A 20399-nucleotide genomic window follows, 5' to 3' on the forward strand; every position below is an offset into this window, starting at 1 on the left:
GACCTGCGTGCCTCCGCGCTCCTCCGCTTACTTCTTCAAAGCCTTCACGAAGCGAGGCTCGATGTACGAGCCGACGTCGGCGGCCGTCTTGTAGACGCCCTTCTCGACGTTGAACTTGTTGACCAACTCGCCTGAGCCGTAGATCGAGGTCAACGCGTCGCTCTTCTCGAACGCCTTGAGATTGCCCTCAAGATCCAGGAAGAACGTGCCTTCCATCAGGGGCGCATATTCCGCGGTCGAAAGGCCTACACGGGCGGCCATGATCTTGATCGCTTCGTCCTTCGTGACCGGGTTCTTGATGAACTCGACAACCTTCATCCAGACCTTGGCGACCTTCTGCCAGTCTTCGGCGCGGGCACCGACGCTCTCCTTGCTCGCGTACAGGCCGTCGTAGATCAGGCCCGGCACGTCCTTGCTGGAGAAGATCGACTTGGACCCGGCGACCTGCTTCAACGCCGCGCCGCTGTTGGGCTGCCACGCGGCGATCGCTTCGACGTCGCCGGAGGCGAGCGCCTTGGGCGTGTCGTTGGTCGGGACATTGACCAGCACGACGTCCTTCTCGCTCATGCCCGCCTTTTCGAGGCCCTTAAGCAGCAGGAGGTGATCGACGAAGTTGAGCTCAACGGCAATCTTCTTGCCCTTCAGCGACTTCAGATCAGCGTAGCCCGACTTGGCGACGATCATGTCGTTGCCGTTGGAGTAGTCGTTGAGCACGACCAGCGTCGACGGCTTGCCGGTGGAGCCGGTCACCATGGCATCGCCATTGGTCATGCAGACCGCGTCAACCTGGCCGCCGCCAAACGCTTCCATCGACTTTACGTAGTCGAGCCAGACGAATTCGACGGGAACACCCTCTTCCTTGAACCATCCTTTCTGGATGGCGATTTCCCAGGCGACCCAGCCGGGCCAATCGGAATAGGCGATCTTGAGGGGCGAGGACGGCTTGGAAGCCGGGCCGGCGGCGGGCTGTCCCTTGTCGCAGGCGGCCACGGAAACGAGACAGACCGCGAGCAAAGCGCAGAGCATGCGTCGCATGTGTGAGACTCCTTCGGAATGAGGTCGAGAGAAAAGCGGCGAAGGGAAAGCGAACTGTGGCGGGCGTACGCGCTTTTTACGAACGATCAACGCCCACTGGGCCCACAGGGCAACGAGAACCTGCCCGGGTGGCAGCACACGATCCGCTTACCTTGCCGAAAGCGTTTGTGCTTTTGTTGATCGGACGGCCGAAGCCGAAACTCGGGGCACCTGGGCTGCTTGATACGCCCGGAAGGCACCTCTACGCCGTGCGGCGGGACCAACCTGTCGTCGAACATGCTCGCAAAGCGAGTGCCGCGAATGAAAATGGGGTTGTGTTCGTTTACGGGGCGCTTGCTGACTTTAATGTGCCTTATAAATGCGCGGCGAGGTGATGGACGCGCGAGTGACGTTCATTCGCGCGGCACCTTGTACTGCTGAGTGGTCGCACCGAAGGTGCACCTATGGGGATCGCAATGAAGAGTGCACCTGCGGTGCGACCGCTAACCGGCGACGGGTGCCTCTGTGAGCATCACTTTTGCGCCGCCAGGTACGCTCGCCAGCCGCCCATGTGAGTGATCTCACGTGCCCCCATGAGCGCGTAGGACTCGCACAGGAAACCCTTTACGGCCGAACCATCCTCAAGTTCCACGGAGCCGATGCCCAAAGGCGGCGGGATCTCCGCGACGAACTCCCCGAACGCCGCCGCCGACAGTTCCCAAACTTCGACCGCAAGCCCCACCGACTGCTTGTCCGGCGAACGGAGCATGCCCGGCTTGGGCGGCGTGGTACCCGGCAGTGCGTAAAGGCGGTAGTAAGGTGCGGTTTGCGTGGCGCGGACGAGCTGCCCGCCCCGGTTCTTCAACTGGTAGTTGAGCGGCAATCCGCTCAAGTGGGCCCCCACGACGGCAACGTGCACAATCGCCTTTTCGTCGCTCGCGGATGCGACGCCATCGCGGGTCGCCTTGCTTCCCGTGGCACCGATCGGAAGGTCCAGAGATTTCTCCAGCCGAGCGCCGAGGGCACACAACATCGAGTCCCCGCCGGCCGGCGACATCAGCGTGATGCCGAACGGCAGCTTCGAGGGGAGCATGCTCGCTGGCACGGCGATCGCCGCCAGGTCCAGCAGATTGACGAAGTTCGTGTAGTAGCCGAGGTTGGTGTTGGTGGCGACGGGGTCGGCATTCACCTGGTCGATCGTGTACGTCGTTCCGGTCGTGGGAAGCAGCAGCACATCCATGTTCTGCCATTGCGCCAGCGACGCCCGACGCAGTTCCGCGAGCTTGTACATTGCCTCGAACGTGCCGACGGCGTCGAACTTCGATGCGTTGGCATAAATGCTGCGCGTGACTGGGTGCAGCGCATCCTGCTTTGTCGTCCAGAACTCGCGGATCGCGGCGACACGTTCGGCAACCCACGGCCCTTCGTACAGCAGCCGGGCAGCCGCCTCGAATGGACCGTAGTCGATTGTGACTTCTTCGCCGCCGATCTGCTTCATCGCTTCGATCGAGGCCTTGAACGCGCGCTCGTATTCGGCGTTGCCGAAAAACTTGAGATACGCGTCCGCCGGCCGGCCGAACCGGAACTTCGCAGAAAGCTTGGCGATCGGCGGCGGAACCGGGCGGGAGAAGGGGTCCTGCGGGTCGAACTCGCCGAGGATCTTCACCACCGTCCGCGCGTCGTCACACGACAGGGCGAACACCGATACGCAATCAAGGGTCCGGCAGGCGGGCACCACCCCGCGCGTGCTGACCAATCCTCGCGTGGGCTTGATGCCGACGATGTTGTTGAATCCCGCCGGTACCCGTCCCGAGCCGGCAGTGTCGGTGCCGAGCGAGATGGGCACCAGTCCCAGCGCCACCGCAACGGCCGATCCGGAACTCGAACCGCCGGAGATGTACTTGGGATCCAGCGCGTTTCGCACCGCACCATAGGGCGAGCGCGTGCCGACCAGGCCGGTGGCGAACTGGTCGAGGTTGGTCTTGCCGATCACGATCGCGCCGGCATCCTGCAACTTCTGCACCGCCGTCGCAGACTTCGCGGGCACATAGGAATACTCGCGGCAGGCGGCGGTCGTCGGCATCCCGGCGACATCAATGTTGTCCTTCACCGCGACCGGCACGCCGAACAGCGGCAGCGACTGGCCGGCGGCTTTGCGTGCTTCGATCTGCTCGACCGCCTCTGCAAGCTGCGCCTCGGACGCCCGGCTGATCCAGATCTCCGGCCGATCGGCCTTGGCGATGCGGCGCAGGGTGGCTTCGATCACCGAGGCCGCCGACCAGGTCCCATCGTCCAGGTGAGCGCGCAGGTTGCCCAGGGTCAGTACTTCGGCGTCAGAGGGAGTTGCGGGCACGAGTCCTTCCGGGTCAGTTCTCCAGCGGTTGGTTGAACGGCGATCTTAGGGAACCTCGTTGTGCGGGCAAGTCGGGAAGAAAAGGAGGTAGTGGGGTTGTAGTGCTGCGCCCCCGGCTTGGGGTATGAATTTCGGACGTCGTGAACTAATGGAAATCTCGCGACTTCGTCCGCAACCCGTCGACCAGGTGCGTCAGGTCTTCCATCTTCTTGACCATCACGTGAATGACCTCCCCCTGCCGTTCGACGATGCCCTGTGCTTCGACCATCACCGCGTAACGGGCGGCCTGCTTGTACTGGTCGTAGACCTTCGGCCGGACGATCAGGTTGACGATGCCGGTTTCGTCTTCCAGGGTTTCAAAGACGATGCCCGACGCCGTCCCCGGCCGCTGGCGGACCAGCACCAGCCCGGCGACGCGCACCCACTTGCCGTGCCGCTGCTGTTTCATCTCGGCCGCGGTGATGATCTTGCGGGCGGTCAGCTCCGGGCGAACAAGTGCCATTGGATGGCTCTTGAGCGACAAGCCGAAGGTGGTGTAGTCGGTCATGACTTCCTGGCCGAGAGGCATGGGAGGAAGGCACGAAGGAGCGGGCAGAGATGGAGGCACAGAGACACGTGGGCTCGAAGGAGAAGAAGGCCATTTCAACCCTTCGTGCCTCAGTGCCTCCGTGCCTTCGTGCCTCTCGTTCAATACGAGCTCTCTTTCCCACTGCTCAAACAGCGGCGCTTCTTCCGCTTCCAATCCCAGCACCTGCCAGAGCGCTTCGCGGCGCGGTAACCCCATTGATCCGAAAGCGTCGGCCTCGGCCAATCGTTGGAGCGCGGGCTTGGGGATGGCAGTGCGCAGCCGCAGTTCACGAATGGAGCGGAACGGGCCGTTTTGCTTGCGCTCCTTGACCAGCCGCATGACGTAGTCGGCGCGCAGCCCCTTGACCATTCGCATGCCCAGCCGAATAGCGGGACCGCCAAGGCCCCACGTGTGGGGTGGGGTTGGAGGTACGGGAGGACGAAGGCATGAAGGATCGGTGTCCTGTGAGACTTTGTCAGTGACACGGGCTTCCAGCCCGTGCGTGGTGCGTGGTGCTTCGGCAACTGTTGATTTCTCTACCTCGAGCGCATCACGCACGGGCTGGAAGCCCGTGTCACTGACGGAGCCGTTCGGACTTGAAAAGCCCACCCTCCGTGCCTCTGTGCCTTCGTGCCTTCCTACCAACACACAATCCCACTCACTGAAGTTCACATCGATCGCCAGCACCGTGACCCCATGTTCCTGCGCATCACGGAGAATCTGGGCGGGCGCATAGAACCCCATCGGCTGACTGTTGATCAATGCCGCGGCGAACGCCGCCGGGTGGTATCGCTTGAGCCAGCAGGACACGTAAACCAGCAGTGCGAACGACGCGGCGTGGCTTTCGGGGAAGCCGTATTCGCCGAAGCCGCGGATCTGATCAAAGGTCTGCTCGGCGAACTGCTGCGTGTAATTGCGGGCGAGCATGCCGTTGATGATCTTGTCGCGGAACTCTTCGAGCTTGGCCGTCTTCCGCCAGGCCGCCATCGCCTTGCGAAGCTGGTCGGCTTCGTCGGCGCTGAATCCTGCGGCGACCATTGCCACCTTCATCGCCTGTTCCTGAAACAGCGGCACGCCCAGCGTTTTGTGCAATACGCTTCGAAGCGCCTCACTGGGGTAAGTGACTTCCTCCTCCCCGCTCCGCCGGCGCAGATACGGATGCACCATGTTCCCCTGGATCGGCCCGGGCCGGACAATCGCAACTTCGATCACCAGATCATAAAAGCACTGCGGCCGAAGACGCGGAAGCATCGACATCTGCGCGCGGCTTTCGATCTGAAAAACACCAATCGTATCGGCCCGGCAGATCATGTCGTAGACGACGGGGTCGATAGGCTTGAAATGGTGGAGCTCTAGAGGAGAGGCACGAAGGCACGAAGGCACGGAGGCACGAAGTGGAATTATCGCTTCGACCTCGAAGCTCTGACGGCACGGATCAGGCCTTGGAGGATCCGATCTTCCTCTTCGAGCAACGCCAAAATCGCGCGATCGAATGGAATCAACTCCAGTTCGACCGTCACCAGTTCCCACTGTGTCTGCAGTTCTGCCAGTGAACCCCGGGAGATTCGCAGGTGTTTCAGGTAGGCCTTCTTGCTCTCCAGCGCATATCCCTCGGCAATGTTCGATGGTATTGATACTGCCGCGCGGCGCATTTGACTCGTCAGTCCAAACTGCTCCTCCCGCGGCATGCTCTGAGTAGCGATGTAGATCGCTTTCGACAGCTTCATTCCCTTCTGCCAAGCGATCAGATCCCGGTAAGTCCGTATCACAGCCATTTGCCACCTTCCCTTTACACCCTTGGTATACAGCGTCCGCGCAAACAGAATGTATCAAATCTCCTTCGTGCCTTCGTGCCTCCGTGCCTCCGTGCCTTCCTTCTATCATCGCGAACGCCTTCGAAATACACGTCAGCATCCCCAGCGCCAGCACATCCACCTTCAGCATTCCCACCGTGTCGATGTCGTCCTTGTCCCACTCGATGACCGTGCGGTCAATCATGCTGGCGTTCTCGATGGGGACCATTTCGCACAGGGGCGTTTGCGTCATGATCAGGCCGCCAACGTGCTGGCCCAGGTGCCGGGGGAAGCCGAGCAACTGGCTGGTGATGTTGACGACCTGGCGGATGGTGCGGTCGGTGGGGTCGAGGTTGATCGCGCGGAGCTGATCGTCGGTCATCGCGCCGGCGCTCCAGCCGTCGAGCCGCTTAGCCATCTGGTCCACGAGGTCGAGGCTCAGGCCCAGCGCCTTGCCCACGTCGCGGACGGCGGAGCGGCCGCGATAGGTGATGACCTCCGCCGTCATGCCGACGCGCTGCCGGCCGTACTTCTGGTAGACGTACTGGATGACCTCCTCCCGCCGTTCGTGCTCGAAATCGACATCGATATCCGGCGGCTCTTTCCGCGCGGCTGATACGAACCGCTCGAACAGCAGGTCGATCTCGGTCGGGTCGACGGATGTCACGCCGAGGCAATAGCAGACCGCGGAATTGGCCGCCGAGCCTCGGCCCTGGCACAGGATGCCGCGCGAGCGGGCGAAGACGACGATGTCATGTACAGTGAGAAAATAGGCCTCGTACTTGAGCTGCGCGATCAGCTTCAGCTCGTGCTCGACCAGGGCCCGCACCTTGGGCGATGTGCCCTGCGGGTAGCGTTTCAGCAGGCCGGCTTCGGTCAGGTTGCGCAGGTGCTGCGTGATGCTGACGCCGGCGGGCACCAGTTCCTGTGGATACTCGTAACGCAGCTCGTCGAGCGTGAAGGTGCAGCGGTTGGCGATCTGTACGCCGCGATCGATCGCCCCGGGAATGGCGGCGAAGACGTGATGCATCTGCGCCGGCGACTTCAGGTATCGCTCGCCGTTGGGGAACAGGCGATAGCCGGCGTCGTGCAAGGTGCAGAGATGGCGGACACAGGTCAGGACATCCTGCAGCGCCCGACGGCCGGGCTCGTGGTAGTGGACGTCGTTCGTCGCCAGCAGCGGAACGCCCGTCGCAGCCGACAACTCCGTCAGTTCGCGCAGGCGGAATCGTTCGGTGCCCTGGTAGAGACAACTGGTGGCGATGGAAAGCCGATCGGCCTGTGGGCCGCCGGCGGCATCGCGCAGGCGGGCGATGATGGGTTCGATCATGTCGTCCAGCGGTTCTGGCGGGACGATCGCCGCGAGCAGGCCGGGTGCTTCGGCGAGCGCAACCAACAGGTCGGCCAGCCAGAGGGCGCAGTGGCCTTTTTCGGCCCGGCGCTTACCGGTGGTCAGCAGCCGGCAGAGCCGGGCATACGCCGGGCGGTCGGCAGTCCAAAGCAGGACGTCGGGGCAGTCGTTGAAGACCAGGCGAACGCCGATGACCAGTTTTAAGCCGCACTTGGTCGCCGCCTCGTGCATGCGAACGATGCCGGCGAGGGTGTTGCGGTCGGTGACGGCGATCGCACGGTAGCCCAGCGCGGCGGCCTGGAAGACCAGCTCGTCCGCGTGCGACGCCCCGCGCAACAGCGAGAAGTTAGTCGTTACCTGCAGTTCGGCGTACGCCTGCGCCGCCGGCACAAGCTGCGCCGGCGGATCGGGGGCGATGCGGGATTTGGGGTTGGTGGGATCGGGCATGGGTGTCGTAAAGGGACACTTCCTGCCAGACCGGATTCACCACGAAGACACGAAGGGCACGAAGGAACACAAGAGGAGCGAATCTGTCAGAAGCAGGCCAATTCTCTCGTTGTCATCCTGGGGTACTCCGAAGGACCTTGTAAACTGCAGTCCATGCGACGATGTCGAATCGCTATCGCACCGGATCGGTATCGAAAGTCTTCTCGCCTCAGATACAAGGTCCTTCGGAGTACCTCAGGATGACAAATGTGCGTGGAGATTATCTCCCCTCATATCTCTTCTTCGTGTTCTTCGTGTTCTTCGTGCCTTTCGTGCCTTCGTGGTGAATCCGGTCTGACAAAGGTGTGACCATCGCTGTGTGTCAATCCCAGTCTCCGTGCAAAAACCACCGTCCCGTCTGCGGGACGCGGAAGACCCAGAAGCGTTTGCCCTCGGCGGTTTCGATGTCGTAATAGTCGCGTGTTTTGTCTCGCCCTTCCCACCACATCGGGGCGACGCGCTCGGGGCCGATCGTGTGCAGGACGCGATAGGTCTCCCGTCCGTCGGCGAATGTCATCGGCCATTGCTCTTCACCCGGCTCGCCGGAGGCGGACATCACCCGTAGTTCCCGCGGCGTGGGCAACAGACGCACCGGCCGGGCCGCCAGCGGGATGTGCGACGATGACTCATCGGGCGCGGCAATCTGCGGCGTGTCGGTGCGATCGGGATCGTCGGCGCCTTCCGGCAGGTCGGGGATGACCGGTCGCCAGTCAGCGAAGGGATCGGCCAGGCGCAGGGGCGAATCCGAGGATGGAGGAGGAGAAGCCAAGACTGAAGGATGAGGGATGAAGGATGAAACGCCGGAGGGCTCGGGTGCCATGGGCTGGCGTACTCGCCTGTCCGTGGCGGGTTTGCGTAACGCGGCGGCTACGGGCAGCGGAGTACCGCAGCCCATGGCACCCGGATTTTCTGCGTTCCTTTCATTCGCCGCCTGCATACGTCTTGGTGCCCGTCCGTACGTCCGTGACTTGCCCCGCCGCTTCGTCTTTTTCTGTAACGGCGTGACCTCGACCGGCGTCAAATCCGCCCGCACGCCATCGATCGTTTTATACGCCCGCTCGGGCAGGTGGCATTCGTGAAGCATCATCCTGACGACCGACTGCGGACCGAGACGAACACTTAAGACTTCCACCAGCCTCGCGACTTCCCCCGCCGACGCCTGCTCGCATTGGCCGTCCATCGCCCACTGTTCGTCGGCGATCCGCTCCCACGCGGGTGCCGCCAGCGAAATCGCGATGAAGCCGTCGCAGTGAAAGCCATCGGCGGCGTGGTTGATGTCTTTGCCGTCGCGGACATCCAGGTTCTCCGTCGCGCAGCGGAGTAAGCCGAAGAGATTCTTCGCCTCCCGCGATGCCTTCGACAGCAGGATCGTTCGCGTGACCGGCGGCGAGTAAGCCCGGCGGAACTCGGCTTCCACCCGTCTGGCCCCCCCGCCGACGCGGGCTAACTGCTGCGTCAGTTCGTCGACCAGCCGGCGGAGCACTTCCCAGATCGCTTCGATCGCCGTCACCGCGCCGTCGAACTCCATCACGGCGCGGAGGGGCGTGCGGAACTCCAGCGGGCGGAGCATTTCCGGGGCTCGTCCGAGCAACTGATCGATCCGCAGCAGAACTTCCGGCCCGAAGCGGTCCAGCAGCGACGGCCGATCGAGCGCCAGCAGTTGGCCGATGGTTTCTACGCCGAGATGGTGCAGGGTGAGGAGGGTGGATGAAGCAAGGCGAAGGGAGGTTGTGGGAAGAAGGCTGAGGGATGAAGGCCGAAGGATGAAGGGGGAAGCAGGCGGCGTTGTGGGGGCGCTCGATTCGAGTGCCATGGGCTGCGGTACGCCGCTGCCCGTGGCGGGCGTGGCTGCCGTGACGCCGCCACGGGCAGGCGAGTACGCCAGCCCATGGCACCCGAGGCTTGCCGATTCGGATGCGGGCGCAAGGCCCGTGTCGCGGACGATGCCATGGGTCATCGCCCAGGCTGCGCCGATCGTCGGGGCGACGGCGACCCTTGCCGTGATGCGCATCCGCTGCAGAACATCGACCACGCGCCGTCGAATCGGCTCGATCCCGCCGAACAGCCGTTCGCAGCCGGTCAGATCGATCAGCAGGCGGTCGGGGGATTCGACGGCGACGACGGGGCTGAAGCGGGTCATCCAGCGGCCGAGGGCCTCGAGCGCCCGGCGGTCGAGATCCGGATCGGCCGGGGCGTGCGTCAGACCCGGACACATCGTCCGCGCCTCGGCGAGTGTCATGCCAATGCGGATGCCCGCCGCCCGGGATTGCTCGCAGGCGGTCGTGACGAGTTGCCGGGAGGCGACATCTTGGAAGAGAACGAGGGGATGATTGACAGTCGATCGTCGAGGATCGATCGGGGGAGATTGGCGGCTGGGTGGCATGGGCAAGCGTACTCGCTTGCCCATGCCACCCATCGCTTCACGCCGTTCGCGCTGCCGCGCCCTGCGCAGCCGGTCGATCGGCCATTGGATCAATCGCACGCACAGGATGTGGCGCGGGGAAAGGGGATGGACTTCCGTCGGGTTCGGTTGTTCGTACGACTTCACGGCTCACCTCCAGGATGATGGCCTGGCGTAGTCGCCCTCCGTGGCCGTGAACGAGTTCCACTCTCCAACGCTGACTTGCTGCGTAGGGGCACACGACCGTGTGCCCGTGACGAATCACCGGCGAATCGGGCACACGGCCGTGTGTCCCTACAGAGGGTTCGGGCCGCACGAGCCATCTTGTGGCGGCGGCGTAGTCGGCGGCGTTGTGGTCGGACCGCAGCAGCAATCCGGTGCCGCCGCCCTTCTCGACCGCCAGTTGCAGCCGTCGGGCCTGCACGCGATTGAGCCGCCCCGGCTCGACGATCGTGACGGCGACGCCCTGGCAGCGCATGCACTGCGTCGCCGCCCAGAGCTCGTCCGCCGGCGACCTGGGCCGCAGGATCAGCAGCCGATCCAAAGGCAGCCCGGCCCGTGCGATCGCCGGCGGGTAGAGCGTGGCCTGCGGGTCGCTCCAGATGACCGGTCCGGCCCGTGCTCGCGCCGCCGCGATCGCCAGCAGCAACGCGAACGTTCGCGGCGGCGAACCCCGGGGCGGGTAGAGCAGTTCGTGCACCACGCCCAGTTCGAACGCGCCGCCGGGCGCTGCCGCATCGAGCAGTGCCAGCCCGGTCTGGAACGTTCCCGGCCTGGCAGGTGAAGCTGCCACGCCGTCGGCCCAATCCGGCTCGGCAAGGGTCAGGTCGGCGGGTTCTGCCGATCTTCCCCGCAATCCGTCCACGCGAACGGTGCGAAGGATGCCTTGATGGGCAGTTACAATCTTCATGGCCACGACTCCATTGTTAGGTTAATGGACGGATCGCGGCAACGTCAAATATTGGCCGAAATGTGAGTTCAACAGCCGTCAAACACGCCGAGATCATTCGTGGCGAAGCCAACGAGGTACCCACGACGGGAAAAGCAATGCTACTGCCCGATGTTTGGATGACTGTCCGGGGATGAGCGCAATGCCAGCAGGCACTACGGCGGATTGGCAGCCGAGTGCAGAGGTCAGTACCAGCGTGTGCTCAGAATGCCCCTTCAACAATCGGTCGTCCTGTCACATGAAGCCCTGTTTCAAGTGAAGTCCTGATCCGACGTCTCTGCTTCGCTTTCCTCAAACGGCGCGTCTTCCGGATCGGTCGGTACGCGCTTAATCCGCGCGCCGATGCGGCTCAGAATCTCATAGGGGATCGTGTTCGACCACCGCGCCAGTTCGTACACGCTCACCGGCGACAGCGGGTTGTCGTCGAGCAATGTCACCTCCTCGCCCACGTGCGCATCGGGATGATCGGTCAGGTCGACCGTGGTCATGTCCATGCTTACCCGCCCGATGACCGCCGCCGCCCGGCCGTGCAGCAACACCTTCGCGCCGTTCGAGAAGCTGCGCGGGTAGCCGTCGGCATAGCCGATCGGCAGCAGGCCGACGCGCGTCGGTCGGCGGGCGCACCAGGTCTGGCCGTAGCCGACGGTCGATCCCGCCGACACCTCCTGGATGCCGACGATCGGCGCCAGCCACTTGAGCACCGGCTTGAGCGGACGATCCATCGTCGGGCGGCCGGAGGGATCGATGCCATACAGCGCGAGCCCCGGGCGGACCATGTCGGCATGCGTGGTGCGATGGAAAAACAACGCGCCGGAGTTGGCCGCATGCCGCGTCAATCGCCCGCCATACGCCGCCCCGACAGGATCGGTCGCCAAATGAAATCGTCGCGACTGTTCCAGTGTGAACGCACTCTCGGGATTCTCCGCCGAAGCGAAGTGCGTGCAGATGCCCCACAGTTTGATCGACGGCCGAGCCTCGATGTGCTGAAGCATTCCGGGCAGCGCGGCCACATCGACGCCCGATCGCACCATGCCCGTGTCGACCATCACCTGCACGTTGGCCCTTCGGCCCACCTGCAGGGCAATCCGGGCGATGTCTTCCACGCCCGACAACGAACACACCGTGAGCACCCAGCCGTGACGAATCGCCTCTTCGATCTTCAGCCGCTGCCGGCCGATGAAGGCATTTTCGAGCGGGCGGAAAACCAGCACTGGCACGCGCAGGTCGGGAAGCGCCATCGCCTCGTCGATGCTCGCGACAGCGATCGTATCCGCCGGGGGCTTGCCGCTGCCGTCGTTGCAGAAGTTGCAGAGCGTGTCGGCGGCGATCAGCGCCCCGTGACCGTAAGCATCTGCCTTGAGCATCGCGCACAGCCGGACACCCGGCGACAAGGCTCGCCGAATCACGCCGGCGTTGTGCAGCAGCGACCGTCGCGAGATCAGTACGCGCGGTTCGCCCAGGGTATGACGGATATCGATGGTGGGGGTCGCGTCCATGCGATGAGGGGTTCGACAACGAGCCGGTCACGGCGTCCATGCCATGGCCTTTCGGGGCCGCAGTATATCGCCACGACATCCGATTCACTATATCCCCAGGATGATTCCTATCGTCGGCTACACCGCGTAAACTGCTGCCACCCATGCCGCCTCCCTGGTCACAACGACTGCTCACGCTGCTCCAGCTCACCCGCATGGCGCTGGTGTTCACCGCGATCGCCGATGCCTGGTGCGGCCTGCTCCTCTGGGAGGCGCACGGCCGGCCTGATGCAGGCCTGCTGCAGTGGCTCGATCCCTGGCGTCTGGGAACGATCGCACTGGTCTCGATCGGCCTGTACGGCTTCGGGATGACGCTCAACGACATCATCGATCGCAGGCGCGACGCCCGAATCTCGCCCGGCCGGCCGCTGCCGAGCGGGAAGGTCTCCGTCGCGGCGGCCGTTACCGTCTGCACCCTGCTGCTGCTGTTGTCCCTCGGTTCCGCCGCGCTCTTTCGCACGAGCGGCGGGCCCAATCCAAGTCTCGCACTGGCAGCCGCGACCCTGGCACTCATCTGGTTCTACGATGCCGCCGGCAAGTACCTCGTGGGCCCGGGGCTGGTCACACTCGGCCTGGTACGGTTCTGCCAGGCGCTGATTCCGTCGGCCGAGGCGCAGGCACCGTTTCATCCCCTGCTCTGGCAGCCCCTCTGGCTGCTGAACCACGTCGCGATTCTTTCCACTGTCTGCTACGCGTGGGAGGAGAAACGCCCGGCTCTCAACATCAAGCACTGGGCCGGCGTCTTCTTCACCCTCGCCACCATCGACGCGGCGGCGATCTGGTTCATCGGCACCAACGGCCCTGGCAGCTTTCTCGACAACCTCCGACTCGACTGGCGACTGATCGGCCCGGTCCTCGGCTCGGTCGCGTTCATCGCAATGGCCACTCGCGTTCATCGCCAGGCCGGCTCCAGCCGCGAGGCCGGACAGGCGACGATGCTCTACGGCCTGCTCTGGCTCATCGTCTACGACGCCCTCTTCGCCGGTCTCTACGTTCACTGGGCGGCGGGCGTGGCGCTTCTGCTTCTGCTGCCATTGGCGTACGGCTCGGTCAAGGTCATGCGGGCGTGGAGCAAGCTCGTCGCCGCCTCGCACCGGCCGGATTTCAAGCGTGCCGGGGCGTGATTCGGAGTCATCAATCCTTCGTTCTTAGGACAAAGGTGATTGGCGCCTTGATTTCCACGTCCTTGTGAAGCTTGTAGTGCCGATCTAGACCTTCAAAGCCATGCTTCTGGAGTCCCACGGTTAGGCCGTACCCTCTACCTCCGATCTCGAACTGGCCCGATGCATCGGTCACCGCCTTTACGGGTTCGCTCGCAATTGATCCACCCCAGGGAACCTTCACTGGGCTATTGTGCGTATCGACAAGAACAATCGCGCTTACAGCAACACCCGAAACGGGTTGTCCGCCGTCATCGACAACCTTCCCCCTTAATAGGAAGTCTTCATTGCCCGTAAAGTCCATCAGACCAACGACAAAAAGCGCAACCATCAAGGCAAGCGCAGAAAACCCAATCGAGACACCGATCACCTTGCTCGTGAAAGGTTTCACTCATTCTCCTTGGCTCTTCCCACTTACCGAATTGGCAAGCGTGCTGATCGCATTCACCCAGGTCCAAGCGTCACAATCGTCATCGGCTCAAACGGGAACTGCCGCATCAGGTCGTGCATCGTCTCCCGATTGACGGCTTCCAGCGTCGCCATGTCCTTTTCCAGCGAACGGTACTCTTCGTTGTAGAGCCACTGGCTGCCGATGGACCGCATGCGGCCCATGGGGATCTCGCCGCCGAGCACCAGGCTGCTGGCGATCTTGTTCTTGGCGCGCTCGATCTCGTCGTCGCTCAGATCGGTTTTCACCCGCTCCAGTTCCTTCTTCGCGATCCCCAGCGCCTCGTCCGAACGGTCGGGCGAAGTCGTTAGTGAGATGTAGAAACTGCCGCAGCCGTCGTGCGGGTAGAACCCGAAGTCGGCGTCTTCCGCGATCGCGTTGTCCACCAGCGCCCAATAGAACCGCGAGCCTTCGGCGTCGCCGATGACATCTGACAGCACGCGGGCCGCGAACCGGCGATCATCCTGCGAACTGGGGCCGGGCGTCATGCCCATCGTGTATTGCCGGTTGAGCTTTGGATCCGTCAGCTTTTCCGACAGACCCGCCACCGTCGGCTGGCTGTGGTCGCGCTTTGCGTTGACCGGCTCCCACGAGCCCATGTACTTCTTCGCCCAATCGACAACCTGCTCAAAATCGAGCAGTCCCGTCACCGACAGCACCATGTTCTTCGGCCCGTACCGCGCCTTGAAGTAGTCGGCCATCTGGTCGCGCTTCAGCGCGGTGATCGCCTCGGCGGAGCCCAGGATACTCGCGCCCAGCGGGTGCTTGCCGAAGTGCACTTCCATCAGCTTTTCGTAAACCCGATGACCGGGATCGTCGAGATACATCGCGATCTCTTCCAGGATCACCTTCTTTTCGGTGTCGAAGTCGGCGGTTCGAATCGCCGGCCGCAACAGGTGCGACAGGTGCTCGACCGCGCGCTCCGAAAACTCCGGCAGAACGTTGGCGTAGTACGCCGTCATTTCCTGCGTGGTGAACGCGTTATACCGTGCGCCGATCTCGTCGAAGATACGATTGACGTCTTCCCAGCCGTACTTGTCCGATCCCTTGAACATCATGTGTTCAAGGAAGTGGGAGACGCCGTTGACGTCATGCGCTTCATCGCGCGAGCCGGTCTTAACGAACAGCCCCGCCGCGAACGAGTGCGCGTCGGGGTTGATCTCGGCGACGATGTCGAGGCCGTTGGAAAGGCGATGGTGTTGGAAAGTGAGAGGCATGCTGGTTACTGGTTTCTTGTTACTGCTTACTTGTCGGGCGCGGCGTTCGCAGGCTTCTTCGCATGTCGAAAAATCAAGCAACCGTTAACGACCCACTTCCAACGGCTTCGGCCCCACCGTCACGATCGTATACGGCCCCGGCGGGTTGGCCTTCAGGTACGCGTTCACCTTCTCCACCGTCACGCTGTCGATCGCGTCCTTGATCTCGTCCAGTGTGCGAATGCGGCCACGGATGAACCAGTCGTGTGCGATCGCCCCGGCACGGGCGCCACTGCTCTCGCCTTGCATGATCGTCGCGGCTTTCAGACCCGTTTTGGCCCGCTGTAGCTCGGCGGGCGTTACGCCTTCGGTCAGCCGTTGGAACTCGGCGAGCATGGTGTCAAGTGTCTTCTGGGCGCGGTCGTTGCTCGTGCCGGCGTACGCCAAGATCGAACCGACCTCCTTCAGGCTGCTGTAGCCGGCCCAGACGCTGTACACCAGCCCGCGCTTCTCGCGGACCTCGGTGAACAGCCGACCGCTCATCCCACCGCTGAGAACCTCGACCGCCAACCGAACGGTGTAATAGTCGGGGTCGGTCTCGAGGATGCTCGGCCAGGCGATGCCGATGTGGGTCTGCTCACTCTGCTGGTCCTGATGATGCACGCCGCGGACAGCCGGCTTGCCCGGCAGCGTGATGATCGGCGACCCATCCCAGTCACCGAACAGTCGTTCGACCTCCGACTTGAGCGTGATGAAGTCCACGTCGCCGGCGAACGACAGGATCGCTCCGCGGGCATGGAACCGCTTGGCATAATCCTGACGGATGCGGTCGACGGTCAACGCCTTCAGCTCCGACTCCACACCCAGCGAGTTTCGGCCGAACGGGAACGGGAAGTGCCGCTCGCGCAGCGCGATCAGCATCTTCTGCTTCGGGTCGTCGTCGATGCCGGCAATCGCCTGCAACGACAGGTCGCGGGCGGCCTCAAACCCGTCCTCGGGCAAATGGGCCCGGCGGACGATGTCGGCGTAGGTGGGTAACCCCGCCATCACCCGCGACGACAACGCCGCGCAGCCCAGCCGGGTGTGATACAAGCCCGACGAACTGGACCGCTGAAGGCCGAGCCGATCAAGGTGGTCGGTCAACTCTCTGCTGTCGAGCTTCCCGGCACCTCGCAAAATAAGGTCTGACAGGACGTTAGCCGATCCACCGGCGTCGGCAGGGTCATTGCTGGTCCCGGCGGGCACCAGGAACGACATCGCCGCCGACTGCACCGCCGGCATACGCTCGGCGAGCAGGGTCAGACCGTTCGGAAACACATGCTGGAAAAAGCGTTCGGCCAATTCGGCGGCTCCTTTCGCCCGGCGAGTCGCGACCCGCGGCGAAATCAGTTTCACTCCAAAGCAGCGGCTCCACCAGCCGTCCTTCACCCAAACCTGCGACCATGACAATCTGACATGATCCGGTTGAAGTCGATTATAGGCGGCGACGCCCCGGGCGAAAGTGGACCGAGCCCATGATCGCCCGAACGCCAAACGAACCCAAGATCGCCGAACGAACCCGACATCGCCAAACGAACCCGAGGAAGCAAGTGTGCGATATCCAGTCGGATACGACGCGGAAGACGGCTCACTTCGTAGCGATCTATTCAGCCGAACGAACCCAAGACGCGATCGACTCCCTCGCCGAACGAACTCGACAATGTTGTCTGAATAACATTGGATGAGCCTTCTTAGGCGATAGGCCCGGACCAATGGGCCATATCACTTAATTGCCTTATGTGCAGCGTCTTCAAGTTCCGCTGAACCGCCGCGCGGTTACCATCACCGCGGAAAAGCATCCGACCGCGTTGCGTCGTCAACCCAATCCTGTCATTATATGTTAGCATCTTGTACGGTCAACAGATTGGTCGGCGTACACTCGCAATTTGAAACGCCGAGCACAAACTGTGCAGACGATGGCTGATCCCGCAGACCGGTTGGTGGGCGAATCGGTTCTCCGGAAGACCGGTTTCACCACGAAGTGCATGAAGAGCACGAAGGCCACGAAGAAGCATCGGGAGATGAACGCACCCTTTGAAACGGCTGCATTTCTCGCGGTACCTGGTGTCCTTCGCGCCCTTCGTGATTTCGTGGTGAAATCGAACCTCCATCCGGCAACCCCTTAGATCGGCGGACATCGTTACCCGCGTTCGAACCCCTAGGCTGGCGCCCATAGCCTGTCCGTGGCGGTGCCGAATCCCGGCGACACTTTCCCCTTTGACGAGCCGCATGTCCTTCGGCAAAATCACCAAGCCGCACGTCGAATCGGGTGTCTCGTACAGGTCGAAGAAGGGGTCCGAATGCCACTGCTCGTCCAATGTGTCAACTGTCAGCGCCGGTACAGCCTGGACGAGAAGTCCGCCGGCAAGAAGGTGAAATGTAAGGAGTGCGGGACGGTTTTTGTGGCTCAGGCCGCCGGGCAGTCGGCCGGGCTGACCAGTGCCCCGCCGGCCAGCCCGCCTCCTGCCGCACCCCGGGTCGCTCCACGCACGGCTGCACCAACCATCCAAACGCCGCCCCCGCGCCCGCGCATGGAGGAAAACGACGACCCGTTCGCGGCGATGTCGCTCCTTGAGGCCGGCACCGCGCCGCCGCCCGAAACCAGCGGGCCGATGTATTCGGGCGCGGCAATGTCGGTCCGTCAGGCACCCGCGGCACCGGCGACGCCGTACACCTTTGCGCCGCCGCCGCGCAAGCGCACCAACACGACCAAGTCCCTGGGGCTCGACTCGTTGACCCCCATTCTGCTCCTGTGCTTCTTCGTCGGTCTGGCGGTTGTGCTGTACATGGGGCTGACCCATGTCACCGACAAAGCCGAACCCGGCACTCACCCCCTGGAGATCAAAGCCGCCAAGAACGCGGTTTGGATCATGGTGATCACGTTCGCCGTCTCGCACTTTGTGATCGTCGCCCCGCTGGTACTGCTGGCCGTCTTCATCGCGTCGAAGATCATGAAGTTCGAGCTGCCCGGTGCCGGCTACATGCGGGCCGCCGGGGTCGGCGCGCTTCCGCTGGTCGTACTACTGGGGAGCGACATCCTGCTTCCGGCCAATATGGCGCTGCGGCTGATCCTGCTCGTATCGATCCTTGCGCTCGCGTTCTATGCCCTCAAGAACATCTTCGAGCTGATGATCGGCGAGGCGCTCGTCGCGTACGGGTTCACGTGCGTGTTCTTTGTCGTCGGAATCGTTGTTTCGATCACGATGTCCGGCATTGTCGCGGCGGCGGGTATTGTGCAATCGACAGCCGATGCACAGAGGGCGATCAACGCCGAACAGGAACAGAAGCGCGACCAGGAACTGGCCGACCTGCGCGGCTCTAGGCCGCCCGGCTATCGGCCGTCCGGAACACCGAGTTCTGGCGGCGGTGCGACCGAACCCCCGCCGCCACCCGTCGACCCGATGGAGACCCGCGCCCAGTCGCTGCAGCGGCGGCTGGAGGCATTCGACGCGCGGAACCTGGACAACGCCGGCCGCGAGTCCGTCGAGCGCGACTTTGCCACCCTCCGGGCCGAGGTCGCTAGTGCGACCGGCCCGCTGCGGGCGCGGCCGGAGTGGGGCAGCATCGACCAACTACACAAGTCGATCCTCCAGAAGATCAACGCCCTGCCGACCGAGCAGCCCGACCCGCAGATCTTTAAGCCCGTTGTCGCCGATACCGAGTTCGCGCCGCCGGCCAACGGCGTTGCGGCGCTGGGCGAGGAAGTCAGCTTCGGCAAGTACTTCATCCGGCCTGCCGCCGATGCCCGCATGGACCTTCGCACCAGCAACCCTTCCCGGTACCAGTGGACGGCCGGCCAGTCCCGCGGCGAAAGCTTCAGCCTCTCGTCCGTGCCCCGCAAGAACGACAGGCAGCTTCGCCCCTGGCTGCTGACCCGCCCCTTCCAGCGGACCGCGGCCGAGCGCGACGGACTCTATTACGTCGAGGCAAACGCCAACGCGAAATCGACTTACGGAACGCTCGGCGGACTGCCCGCGACGAAGCTCGAAGGCGAATCAGCGCTCGGTCAGCGATTCGTCGAGTACATCCTGCTCGACGGATCGAACTGGATCGTCATGCGATCGCAGTCGCGCGGCGACGACTTGCAGGCGTACGATCTGTTTGACCTCTCCGCCCGTACGCTTCGGCCGCAGCGCGCCGGCGAGCCACCGGTCGATCCCTTCGCCCCGGAACGCGTCGCCGATCGTATTGGTGAAGACGCCGAAGCGGTGTCGGCGATCCTGCGGAAGAACCCGGTCGTCGCCGAGCCGATCGTCATTCGCCTGCTGTCGAGTGCCGACATGCGGACCCGCCGGGCCGCCGCCGACCTGCTTCCGTTCGTGATCAGTGATAAGGGCCTGCCGCAGGTCGAGTCGATGGCGTCGCACGCCGACGATCATGTCGCCGGTGCGGTGCGGGCGCTGCTTAAGAAGATGAAGCCCGGTGCATTCGACGAGGTCGCCGAGGTTCTGCTGGACATGAAGGGCACCGATACCTTCAAGCGGAAGGCCGCTTTCGAGCGGCTCGCGAAAATGTCGCCGCCCAACGACAAGCGCAGGAACGAAGTCGCCACGATCCTGGAAGACACGATCATCCAGGAGAAGGGATTCGGCTTTGAGGCCGAGGCCGCGGCCAATGCGCTGGCCGCCTGGCCCGGCGACAAGACATCAGCCCGGCTCGCGCCGCTGCTGAACGATCCGAAGTTGTTTCCAAGCCGGCGGGATAACCTGCTGACCGCGATCAGCGGCAGCAAGGACAAGCTGACGGTCAACATCGTCATGAAATGGATGCCGCTGGCCCCGGAAAAAGTCACGCCCATTCTGATCCGGATGGGCCCGATCGCCGAGGACGAGGCGATCCGCCAATTGAACATCTATTTCACGAACAATACCGAAGACGGCCCGAAGGTGCGGGCGGGATGTGTCGCAATCCTGACGGAAGTCGGGTCGATGAAAAGCATGGAAGTCCTCGGCCGCGCCAGCCGCGACAAGCGCGACGTCGTCACCCAGGAAGCGGCGAAGCAGGCGATTGACAACATCAAGGCACGGACAGCCAAGCCGGCGACGAAGCCGGGCTGAGCAGGTGCAAGCCCCACCGGAACGAAAGGGCTACGGAAGTGCCGGGATG

12 protein-coding genes and 1 pseudogene are annotated in these 20399 nt (G+C 63.4%); 2 read left to right on the forward strand and 11 right to left on the reverse strand.

The genetic code is table 11. The features are described from left to right. Positions 1-27: 27 nt before the first annotated feature. From IPV69_RS05630 to alr, 8 genes and pseudogenes are all read right to left on the reverse strand, one after another. Positions 28-1035, reverse strand: a complete 1008-nt coding sequence (locus IPV69_RS05630; protein ID WP_206293940.1) for an ABC transporter substrate-binding protein — start codon at positions 1033-1035, stop codon at positions 28-30. 511 nt (positions 1036-1546) lie between these two features. Continuing rightward, positions 1547-3367 carry an allophanate hydrolase gene (gene atzF / locus IPV69_RS05635; RefSeq protein WP_206293941.1) on the reverse strand — a complete coding sequence of 607 codons (1821 nt, stop codon included), beginning with the start codon at positions 3365-3367 and terminating at the stop codon, positions 1547-1549. 145 nt (positions 3368-3512) lie between these two features. Beyond that, the gene (locus IPV69_RS27480) at positions 3513-5318 is read right to left on the reverse strand and encodes a helix-hairpin-helix domain-containing protein (protein WP_261362010.1); all 1806 of its coding nucleotides are present in this window, start codon (positions 5316-5318) and stop codon (positions 3513-3515) included. A gap of 17 nt (positions 5319-5335) precedes the next feature. Further along, complete coding sequence (locus tag IPV69_RS27160; RefSeq protein ID WP_315853159.1) at positions 5336-5710, reverse strand: four helix bundle protein; 375 nt, start codon at positions 5708-5710, stop codon at positions 5336-5338. A 157-nt stretch (positions 5711-5867) separates the two neighbouring features. Beyond that, positions 5868-7526: pseudogene (locus IPV69_RS27165) on the reverse strand (PHP domain-containing protein); the annotation flags it as partial. Between the two features lie 361 nt (positions 7527-7887). Further along, positions 7888-9948 (reverse strand): Y-family DNA polymerase, encoded by a 2061-nt coding sequence (locus IPV69_RS05645; RefSeq protein ID WP_206293943.1) that lies wholly within the window; start codon positions 9946-9948, stop codon positions 7888-7890. A gap of 37 nt (positions 9949-9985) precedes the next feature. Continuing rightward, complete coding sequence (locus IPV69_RS05650; RefSeq protein ID WP_206293944.1) at positions 9986-10876, reverse strand: ImuA family protein; 891 nt, start codon at positions 10874-10876, stop codon at positions 9986-9988. A gap of 290 nt (positions 10877-11166) precedes the next feature. Next, positions 11167-12411: an alanine racemase gene (gene alr / locus IPV69_RS05655; protein WP_206293945.1), complete on the reverse strand. Its 1245-nt coding sequence runs from the start codon at positions 12409-12411 to the stop codon at positions 11167-11169. Positions 12412-12554: 143 nt separating this feature from the next. On the opposite strand from alr, the gene IPV69_RS05660 reads away from it, so the two are divergent. Then, positions 12555-13574: a UbiA family prenyltransferase gene (locus tag IPV69_RS05660; RefSeq protein WP_206293946.1), complete on the forward strand. Its 1020-nt coding sequence runs from the start codon at positions 12555-12557 to the stop codon at positions 13572-13574. Between the two features lie 10 nt (positions 13575-13584). Here the strand turns inward: IPV69_RS05660 and IPV69_RS05665 are convergent, their stop codons facing one another. The 3 genes from IPV69_RS05665 to IPV69_RS05675 all read right to left on the reverse strand — a co-directional run bounded on the left by IPV69_RS05665 (position 13585) and on the right by IPV69_RS05675 (position 16595). Further along, positions 13585-14001 carry an Ig-like domain-containing protein gene (locus IPV69_RS05665; protein ID WP_206293947.1) on the reverse strand — a complete coding sequence of 139 codons (417 nt, stop codon included), beginning with the start codon at positions 13999-14001 and terminating at the stop codon, positions 13585-13587. Between the two features lie 53 nt (positions 14002-14054). After that, positions 14055-15275 (reverse strand): M16 family metallopeptidase, encoded by a 1221-nt coding sequence (locus tag IPV69_RS05670; protein ID WP_206293948.1) that lies wholly within the window; start codon positions 15273-15275, stop codon positions 14055-14057. An 84-nt stretch (positions 15276-15359) separates the two neighbouring features. Further along, positions 15360-16595 (reverse strand): M16 family metallopeptidase, encoded by a 1236-nt coding sequence (locus tag IPV69_RS05675; RefSeq protein WP_206293949.1) that lies wholly within the window; start codon positions 16593-16595, stop codon positions 15360-15362. A gap of 998 nt (positions 16596-17593) precedes the next feature. On the opposite strand from IPV69_RS05675, the gene IPV69_RS05680 reads away from it, so the two are divergent. Then, on the forward strand, positions 17594-20350 hold the full coding sequence (locus IPV69_RS05680; RefSeq protein WP_206293950.1) for an MJ0042-type zinc finger domain-containing protein: 2757 nt from the start codon (positions 17594-17596) through the stop codon (positions 20348-20350). The last annotated feature ends 49 nt before the right edge of the window (positions 20351-20399 follow it).

This window comes from Humisphaera borealis (genome assembly GCF_015169395.1).
Taxonomy (GTDB): Bacteria; Planctomycetota; Phycisphaerae; order Tepidisphaerales; family Tepidisphaeraceae; genus Humisphaera; species Humisphaera borealis.